Annotated in this window: 2 protein-coding genes; both read left to right on the plus strand. The window is 45.5% G+C overall.

What is annotated here, in order from left to right:
- Positions 1-16 precede the first annotated feature (16 nt).
- Positions 17-325 (plus strand): hypothetical protein, encoded by a 309-nt coding sequence (locus FP827_03515; protein ID MBA3052142.1) that lies wholly within the window; start codon positions 17-19, stop codon positions 323-325.
- Positions 310-10,446 (plus strand): hypothetical protein (locus FP827_03520; protein ID MBA3052143.1); only part of this gene is annotated, 10,137 nt, incomplete at its 3' end. The genes FP827_03515 and FP827_03520, both read left to right, overlap by 16 nt.

Raw genomic sequence — 10,446 nt, forward strand, 5'->3', positions numbered from 1 at the left:
AGATGAGAATGGCAAGGTGCTTAAAAATATTGATTTAGATTTAATAAAGAAACAATTACCCGAGGGAGTACAAATTTTTGATGTCAGATATGAAAACGAAGACATATTCGGAAATATATACTTTTTGGGACTTATAGAGAACCAGAGCGACAGATGTTTTATAATTAAATATGATAAAAATTGGGAAATTAGCGCCATAATAAAGATAAAAGATATTTCATCATATCCCTTTGCCATTAGTGGAGCAGGAAATATTTATCAGTTAATATGGGATTCTAAAAAATTGAAAGACGGAGTTAAAATATTGTCATGGCAGGAAAAATAAAAATTCGCACAAAAATTATTACTGTAGCTGTTGCTTTGTTTTTTTATAACATCGGATTTTGCATTACGACTGGTGAGAATTTATTTATCAAGGCTCAACAATATCTAACTAAATCATATCAACCGGGAGAGCCGCCCAATTACAATTATACAGACCAGCTTAAAAATGGATATTATCATTATGGCTATTATTGGGGCTCAAGTTCTTGGGATGGTTCAACTGAATGGACAGGGGGCTTTGATTGCACTGGATTAGTTTCTTATTGTGCAAATTTAAGGCGACATTATGGAACTAGTGAATTTTCAGTTTTTCTTGGTTCATCAAAGAATTGGGAAAATGGCAGTAAGGGAGATATTATATATTGGACAGAACATACTGCTATTTTTAAAAGCAGACAATGGGATGTTAGTAGGAGTACCTATACGATATCAGTAATACACGCTACGAGGTATTTAAGGTACGATGGAGTTCAAATCTCTTCAGTTATTGAGGAAGATTATAGACAAACATATTATGAAGGCAAAAATGCACACCCCTATCCTTTTAAAACAGATACAACAAAACCTCAAATTACCGTCACAGAAGGTGGAAGAGATTTAGTAAATGGTAAAGTTTACGCAGAGCCCGTTACTATAGCCTATTCCGTTAGTGATAATATTGCTGAAAATCATGGGGCCTATATTAAAGGTAATTATGCTAAAAACCACACTTTCGACCAAGAAGGAGCTTACACATTGGAACTCTATGCTGAGGATTGGGCAAAGAACTCCGAGTCGAGTCTGCACCATTTCATAATAGCGACAAGCAGCGCTACAACGGATAGCGAGTTTGATGGCGGTGAGTTTTACATGGCGTATCTTAACGGCGACGGATATATAAGGACGGGGAAATACTGGGAGAAGACATGGGGGGCATTGTCTTCTACTACAGTCTGCCGTTACGATATTCCTCTCGAAGAAGTAGAAAGCTCAATGTGGCTGTGGGATTCTGTTACGGCGGAGATGGACATATGCGTAAAGCTGGACGAAAGCGGGATAGTAATAGCAAATAAAGCGATAATTCCGGACAAGAAGCAGTTCCAGTTATATAACCGCAATTGCGTGTACACATATAATGAATGTAGGCGGGTACTCATACCCGACTGGATAAAGCCGGAGTTTCGCGAAGTATGGGTAAACGGCGAGAAATGGACAGAGTTTGTGGATGAGGATGTGTATTATAATTACCTTCTGGATGGGCTCGGTAATCCGCCAGCAGGGGCTGACTATTTCAAGGTATATTACTGGGGGGAAAAGCGCGCCGCGCCGAATATAGAAGTTTTTATGGCATTGCCTTGGGAGTACGAACCGGCAATCAATACATTAGAGCTTAAATATAAAAGCCCTGTGGGCGGTCAGGATGGGGCTTTCAGTTTCGGCTATGGCGAATACAGCGTGAGGATTTTTCCCTATTCCATACGATTGATAGGGAATGATATACAGTATACCGAGATTCGTGTGCCGAACACATTTTATGAGGGCTTTAATACATTTAAATTAAGGGCAAATCCGGCAGACACATGGGGATGGTGGAATGTTTATTTGGATTGGGGGGATACGCAGAACATCCTTTGTGGAACATCGCGGACAGGAGGAGAATGGTTTAACGTGGCGCGGTTTGGTTTCCCAAACACGAGTGCGCCGTATTCAATAACCGGAGCAAAATACAAACTGGCGATAGAAACAACAACCGCGGGAAGTTATATTTCAAAAGTAATAGATACGGGTGAGGGTTCGGAATGGGAGACAATAAGCTGGGATGCCGAAGTTCCCGCGGGTTGCGGCGTGAAGTTCCAGACGAGGACGACCCCCTATCCTAATAGTCCGTATCAGGGGGAATGGTCTAACGATTATGCGCAATCGGGAAGCGACATAACCTCACCTGCGGGAAGATATGTGCAATACAGGGTTTTATTAGAGTCAGATGACCCGCAAATAAGCCCGCTGGTAAAGTCGGTAAACATAGCTTACCATAGGGACTATGTGCCGCCGCCGGTGATACAGGGAATAGTTGGCGAGAGCGGCGACAATTTTATATATTTTGTGTGGAATGCCAGTCCCGATAGAGATACGGGACTATACAATGTATACAGGGCGACATCGCCCGGATGCAGAGTAAAGCTAGACACTCGGTCGAGTTTATTCTATAAAGATATGTATGTTACCAACGGGCGAACATACAGTTATTGGATAACAGCGGTTGACATAAACGGGAATGAGAGTGATTTGCAGAGCGAACCGCTTGTTATTATGGCGGGAGAGGGTATCCCGCCGGCGGTAATAACGGATTTAATGGTGGAGTCGAAAGAAAATATTGCACTCAGTTGGACCGCTGTTGGCTCTTTTGGCACAGAAGGAACGGCCAGCGGATATATTTTAAAGTATTCAACTTCCTCAATTAACAGTGAAGAAGATTTTATTGGCGCTTTTTCTTACCCGCAGAACTGGGAACCTTTGTCGTCGGGCAGTAAAGAGTTAAAAGTATTGACCGGCCTTGAAGAAAACAAGAGGTGGTATTTTGCGGTAAAGACGGTCAATTCGCAGGGAATAACATCGGGGATTTCAAACTCAGTATCATCTGTTGCGGGCAATACTCGTTTCGTTTCTCTATCGGGCAGTGATTTAAATGACGGGTTAACGGAAGAGACGGCGTTTGCGAGCATACAAAAGGCGGTCGATTCGGCGGTGCCGGGAACAAGGGTTGTTATCGCGGAGGGCACTTATTACAATCAAACAGTCGATATATCCACAGGCGGAACGGTGGAAAAACCGATATTGATACAGGGCCGAGGCGAAGTCATACTTGACGGGACAAATCAAAAAAGATGTGCGATTTATTGCAGAGAGGTGAGCAACATAAAAATTTCTCGTCTGCAAATAAAAAATTATACAGATGTCGGTATTGCAATTACGGATCAAAACGGCTGGCCGCTTAATTACGAGGATTATATATATCATGGAAAGGAATATTTCAATTTTAATATAGAAGTGAGTAGCTGCAGTTTTGAAGGTATTTGCAAAAGTTATGTTGATCATACAGGGACATTATATGAATGGGGGAAAGGTATTTATATCACTAACTCTGAGCGAATTAAAATAGACAGAAATGAATTCAGCACAACATTTTGCGCAATCGGTTTGGAGTATTTAAATGGGAAAATAGAGATAGATAACAACTTTTGCAAAGGCGGACAGTTTATAACTTCAAATCGTGGTTTATACGGAGGAGATGTTGCAGATGAACTGATTATAGAAAATAATATAATAACAAAAGTTGCCGAAGGTATTACTCTTACGGGTGACGGTCAGATTTTGAAGGTACGCGATAATTATATTTTTGCTAGCAAAATTGGGATTAGTTTGCGTGGGGCGTGTTATGACCAGACTTTTCTGATTGAAAATAACAATATAATTTCAGAAGATGTGGGTATATACAATAGAAACACCACAAATGCTGTTATAAGAAGAAATATCATTCGCACAAGAGAAAACTCCGGTATTGTAGATGAATATTCCAACTATGCCAAGATTCTAAATAATACCATTATCATAGGAAGTGCAACCGCTGCAGGCATTTATTCAAAAAGTTATTTACGGGAAATTTTTAATAATATAGTTTTCAATTATACAAAGACAAATACGACGGGAATTGAATTGCAGGATATAACTTCGGGTAATTTTGCATCTTATAATTGTGTTTACAATTTTAAGGTTCCTGTATCAACTTTTCCAGGAAGTGATAATAATGCAAACAATCCTGAATTTGTTGACGGCGGATTGGGAGATTACAGATTGATGGTAAATTCGCCCTGCATTGACGCGGGCGATCCATCTCCCGAATACAATGACCCCGACGGGACGAGGTGCGATATTGGGGCATATTATTACGGTTATGAATACCCTGCGCCCAATCCGGGATATAACACAAGAGCAGGGGGGAATGTTATAGTTGATTTGCAGCCTGCCGCAAAAGTAAATTTTCCGTATGTTTATGCGCAGGGCAACACGCAGGCAGTTCAGGCCGTCCCGCAGGGGATGACCGATTACATAATCGTGCCCGAAAATACGGCATATGAAATTACAACTGATGCTGAATACGAAGGACGGCCGGTAGTGGGCTTAAATTTTTCTTCCGGCTTGGCTGATGGGGTAAAACAGAATCTAAAAATACTGTCATATCAGGAAGGCGTATGGACGGATGTGACTTTGTGGCGGGATTTGGAAAACAATATGATATATGGGAGCGCGGAAGTTCCGGGCACATATTGCAAAGCTTATACGGACAGTCTGCCGCCGAGAACAACGATATCGGCGGGCGAACCGAGTTATGTTGACACTCAAACTATTTATGTAACAGACGCCACAACTTTGACATTAACGGCGGTGGATGATTTAATAAATGTCGGAGATGAAAGCGGATTAGGTGTGGCGGAAATAAGATATAAAATTGACGATAATCTCTGGCAGGTTTATACGGACACTCTGTCTGTTGCGGGAGAAGGGAACCATACCGTTTATTATTACAGCGTTGATAGTATCGGTAATACTGAAACCTCGAAGGCGTCCAATATTGTTGTTGACAATTCACCGCCGGAGATCGGCAGTTTTGTCGCCGAGCCGCTGTATTTCAGTCCCAACAGCGACGGAATTAAAGACACGGTAAGCATTACGGCCGCATTATCCGAGTACGCTGATTGGACGGTGACAATAAAAAATTCAAACGGCACGGTCGTAGAGACTCTCACGGGAAGCGGAGAAGGAACTTCAGGAATAAGCGCGTTATGGTCACCTTCGGGGATTGCCGAAGGCGATTATAGCATCGGCATTTCGGCGACGGACAGACTGGGTAATTATGCGGGAGAGTTTCAGGAAAACTTCAATACCTTGTCTGACAATTTATGGACTCAGGGGCATAGTTCGGGGTTATCTTCGTATTCAGTTTCGGCAAACGGCTGGCTGAATCTTACGGCGGCGGCGAGTATAAGCGGCCAGTACGGTGCGGTGTATGCCGTGTCAAAAGAATCAAAGAGTTTGACCGATGAAATTGAGTTCAATGTAAGGATGAGGGTTCCGACGGAGCAGAACGGGTCAAACGGTAATTTTTTCTGGAATGAGTTTTATCTTCTTCCGACGGATCTCTCAGGTACGGGAATTCAGCCGCATGATTACAATGACTGGTTCCGGTTTGTCGCGAGGGTTGACCCCGATAATACGAATCCGGAAGATCCCGGCCATTTTGGAGTGCATTGGATGGTTCAGCGCAGGGTCAGCGGCGGAGGGGTGGGTACGATATATACCTCTTATGATGACAGAAATAATCCTTCCCGTGATTTTCCGTATAATATGAAAGAAGCGGAGTGGCATATTCTGATAAATAATGCGGGGAATATATATGTTGATTTGACAGATATCAACGGGATGCCTATCAGGGTTGAAGACGGAGCATATCAGAAGCATTTCAACACCGCGTATGTATATGCTTCGCAAAGGACCAATTACACAAACGCTTATACATGCGGTTATGACTATGTGAAGATATCGGACGGCTTAAATGGCAAAGTAACGGCTGATCTAACTCAGCCCTCAAGCGTTATAGTGCTGCCTGACGAAGGCGGTATCTACAATCAGCTGAGCGCCTTCACTGGCAGCGCGCAGGACAGCGTAAAACTTGATAAAGTGTGCGTGAAACTTTCAACGATTGACGAATCATTATATTGGGACGCGGGTTTATCAAGCTGGACAGCAAGCGGCGTCTGGAATGATACTCAATTGAATGGCAGCACATGGGCTTTTTCAGTTCCGGCTCTAACGGACGGCGCATACCTTGTGCGTTCCCGTGCGGAAGATATGGCGGGTAATTTCGAATTGGAAGGCTCGACGGGTTCTGCGAACGCGCACACATTCAGTTTTGACAGTGAAGGGCCGGATTGCGGATTTGTTATACCGCAGGAAAATGAATTTGTAAACACCTTATCTCAGGTTTTAGGGACTTCATACGACGGGATCGCCGGAGTCGGGAGCATTGAGCTTGCCGTGCAGAAATTGATAGATAATCTCTGGTGGAATGGAACGGGCTGGGCATCCGCTGAAAGTTACAATGTATGCGAAGGCACATCTAACTGGTCATATAACATATCCAATCCGGAATCGTTTTTTCAGGAATCGGAGTATATGTTAAAAGTCAGAGGCGAGGACAATGCTGGTAATATCAGTGATTCTGTGTCTCGGAATTTCACATACGATACGGTTGCGCCCACATCCACAATATTGGTTCCGGCGGATGATTCCTATCTTAACAGTCTCATGGAAATTTCAGGAACATCCTATGACCTGAACGGAAGCAGTGAAGTGCGGGTTAGCATTTACGACCAAACAGATTCATTATATTGGAATGGGGCTGTCTGGATTTCGACTCAGATTTGGAATCTTACCGATGGGACCACAAACTGGATTTATGCAATTTCCAATTGGAGTGATGGGCATTATTATCTGATACAAAGCAAAGTAAAGGATTTAGCATTAAATGAGGAGATTCCCTCCGCCGGTAATGTTTTTAAATATGATATTGCGCCACCGTCGGCGGTGACGAGTCTGAATGCTGAAACAGGAGAGACGGAAAGTAAAATTAATTTAAGTTGGGCATCACCCGGAGATGATGGGACGAGCGGAGTATTAACTGGAATATTCAGAATTGATTATTCGAGTTTTACAAAGGCCTGGAATGAAAGCAATTATGTTTTTGAAATTTCCACCGACAACTGTCAGCCGGGGAGTTTGTTCACAAAGGAGGTGACGGGGCTTACCGGCGGGGCGACATGTTACTTTGCTTTGTGGACGAAAGACAGGGCGCAGAACTGGTCTGATGTTTCAAACATCGCCCAGTCGATAGCGCAGTATGATGTGACGGCGCCGTCAGCGATAACAGGCCTTGCCGCTGTGACGGGAGATAAGCCGTATTCTATTTCTTTAAATTGGACAGCTTCGGGCGACGACGGCTATTCGGGAACCGCGTCGGGTTATATTGTAAGATACGCCACATTTACGATAGACGGGTCAAACTGGGGAAGAGCTTTGGATTATAACAACGATTGGCAGCCGCAGTCATCGGGGACTGTGGAAGATCATTTACTTCCGGGCTTAATGCCGGGCACGACATATTACATAGCGCTTAAAACCTTTGACGAGAAAAACAATATATCGGAGATATCTAATTTAGCTTTTGCAATATCCGCAGAAACATATCTGTTAATAAGCGAGGTCTGCATAGGGACGGACGGGGCGGGGAACGAGTTTGTGGAATTATATAATCCGACGGAAGAGGATGTTGTTATTGATACGGGAACTTTTAAACTGAAACTTGTTAATTCGTCAAACGGGATAACAACGAAACAGATAACATGGACGAATCACATTGTGCCATCGAAGGGGTATTTTCTGCTGGGCGCGGGGAATATAAGCCCGGCGCCAGACGCGGTTTTCGCCTCTCAGCTGACAGGAACGAGCGGGGTGATAATAACGGACGGCGGGGATTACATGCTGGATAAGGTTGGTTGGGGTAATCCGGCGCCTGATAACGCTGTTGAGGGTTCGGGAGTTAATGCGGCATTATCAACAGGGGACAGCATTGAGCGGAAAACAGACGCTTCTTCAACAGCGGAAAGTATGTCGCTCGGCGCGGATAGATACGCAGGCAACGCCTATGACATAAATGATAATTCGGCGGATTTTGTGATACACACGGGTTTTTACAATCCGCAGAATTCATCAAGCGACCGCGAACCGGATTTAATCCCTCCGTCGGCGGTTACTGATTTGGCGGCATTCGCGGGTCCCGGAGAGGGCGAGGTCAATCTTGTCTGGACGGCGCCGGGTGATGAGGGAACGACAGGTAATAATGAATGGGGAAATTATGTTGTGAAATATTCGACGGCAGGCGAAATTCCCGGCGCTGTATCATGGGAGCAGGCGCTGGAATTGTCACAGAATTGGCAAGTAAATTCTCCGGGAGCCGGCGAGAACAGGATTATAACAGGGCTTGAACCCGGCGTCACCTATTGGTTCGCCATTAAGTCGGCGGACGAGGCGGAGAACTATTCTGACATGGACACATCAGCCTCCAGAGCTTTCGCGGCGGCGGGAAAAGATATTACGGCGCCCTCCACGGTGACGGATCTTTATGCCTTTACAGGAGACAATCAGGGTGAAATTAAACTCAGCTGGACGGCTATGGGCGACGACGGAACAATAGGCGCGGCATCGTCGTATGTTTTGAGATATTCAACCGTCGGGGCGATAGAATCGGAAAATGATTTTAATGTGGCGGCTGACTACGCTAATACTTGGACGCCTCTGCCTTCGGGAAGTCTGGAGCAGAAAACGCTGACGGGACTATCGCCGGGCGTGACGCACTGGTTCGCGATAAAAGCCAGGGATAACGCCTTAAATATGTCGGAGATTTCGAATTCGGCTGTGGCCGAAGCAAAGTCAACTTATCTTTCGGTCGTTATAAACGAGATCGCGTGGATGGGCACAGCCGCGTCCGCTTATGATGAGTGGATAGAGCTTTATAATAATACAGGAGATACGGTAACGCTGACGGACTGGACGCTGGCCTCGGCTGACGGTACGCCGAGCATAACACTGAGCGGCAGCATAGCTCCTTATTCGTATTATCTGCTTGAAAGGACGGATGACACGACGGTATCGGATATAACGGCAGATCTAATATATTCCGGCGCGCTTGATAATACCGCCGAAGATTTAACGCTTAAAGATTCCGGCGGAATAACGGTGGACAGGGTTAACTGTTCTTCCGGCTGGTTCGCGGGGGACAACACATCAAAGATAAGCATGGAGAGAAAGAATACGCTCTCGGACGGCTCGACGGCGTCCAACTGGGGTAACAATGACGGAGTGACGACAAACGGCCTTGACGCCAACAGCAATGCGCTTACGGCCACGGCCCGCGCGCAGAACAGCCTCTACGGAAGCGCCACACCGGAAGGCCTTATAATATCGCCTGCCGACAGGGAGATAGTAAATTGCGAAAGCCTGAATATAACAGGTTATGCCGACGCCAAACATGGTCCAGCCTTCAAGGACTGGTCTCTTGAGTGGGGAGAAGGCGCAAAGCCTGCGAAGTGGCAGATGATAAAATATTCGACAGAGCCGGTGACGGAGAAGGGCATACTCGCGGAATGGGAGATGCCTGAGATGAGCGGTGAGGTTTTAACACTGCGACTTACGGTGAGCGATGTTACGGGCGATACCTGCAGACACGATATAAGAGTTTACAGAAAAGATATAGAGCTCAAGGGCGTTATAGAAGGGCTGAAACATCCGACGGATGTGGAAGTTGACCGGAGACTGAATGTTGAGCTTGCGGATTCGGGAGAGGTGAAGCTGGCGAAATACAGCCCGAGGGAAGAGGCGCTCTGGAAGGTAGAAGGAAACGGCATTAAGAAACCCGGCGGAGTTGCGTCGGATGTTGATGAGAATGTTTATCTGACGGATACGCTCAACAACAGGATATTGAAATTCAGCGCGACGGGTCATCTGCTTCTTGAGTTCGGTAAGGACGCGGGACTGAAAGAGCCGGCCGGAATAGCCGTCTCGCTGGACGGGGCGGTTTATGTCGCCGACAGCAAGAATGAGAGACTGGCTGTTTTCACATGCGGCGGAATATATGTAAAGAAAATAAAGATAGAGGGCAGCCGTTTCGGGGGTATAAATGTGAACGACGAGGGTATGATATGCGCGGCGGACACGTTAAATAACAGGGTTGTCGTGATAGATCCCGAAACGGGCGAAGTAATAAGGGAACTGAAAGAAGGTTTGAAGCATCCGGTAGACGCGGTATTTGACCCGTCGGGGAACATATATGTTTCAGACGGCAAAAACTTCAGCGTTAAGAAGTTTGATGTTTACGGGAAGAAGATGCTGGATATTGATGTCGGAAGTTTTGTTAAAAAAGCGGGGAAGGAGGAGCCAGCCGGCATTGCATTGGACAGAGAGGGAAATTACCTTTATGTCTGTCTGCCGAATGCCGGGAAGGTGGTCAAGCTGGCGGTCAGAGAAGCATTG

The organism is Candidatus Omnitrophota bacterium (assembly GCA_013791745.1).
Classification (GTDB): Bacteria; CG03; CG03; order CG03; family CG03; genus CG03.